General features: G+C 42.0%; 1 protein-coding gene. It reads right to left on the bottom strand.

Annotated elements, in window-relative coordinates; translation table 11 throughout:
- A partial coding sequence (locus ORL93_RS31135; protein ID WP_265960366.1) for a hypothetical protein occupies nucleotides 1-255 on the bottom strand: 255 nt, incomplete at both ends.

The raw sequence follows: 255 nt of genomic DNA on the forward strand, positions 1-255 counted from the left end.
CTGATAGAGTTTTTAGTGACTTAACGGCTTTTAATCCACCACCACCTAATAGAGTTTCTAGTGACTTAACGGCTTTTAATCCGCCGCCACCTGACAGAGTTTCTAACAACTTAACGGCTTTTAATCCTCCACCACCTGATAGAGTTTTTAGTGACTTAACGGCTTTTAATCCACCACCACCTAATAGAGTTTCTAGTGACTTAACGGCTTTTAATCCGCCGCCACCTGACAGAGTTTCTAACAACTTAACGGCTT

This window comes from Bacillus sp. DHT2 (assembly GCF_026241455.1).
Classification (GTDB): Bacteria; Bacillota; Bacilli; order Bacillales; family Bacillaceae_G; genus Bacillus_A; species Bacillus_A pseudomycoides.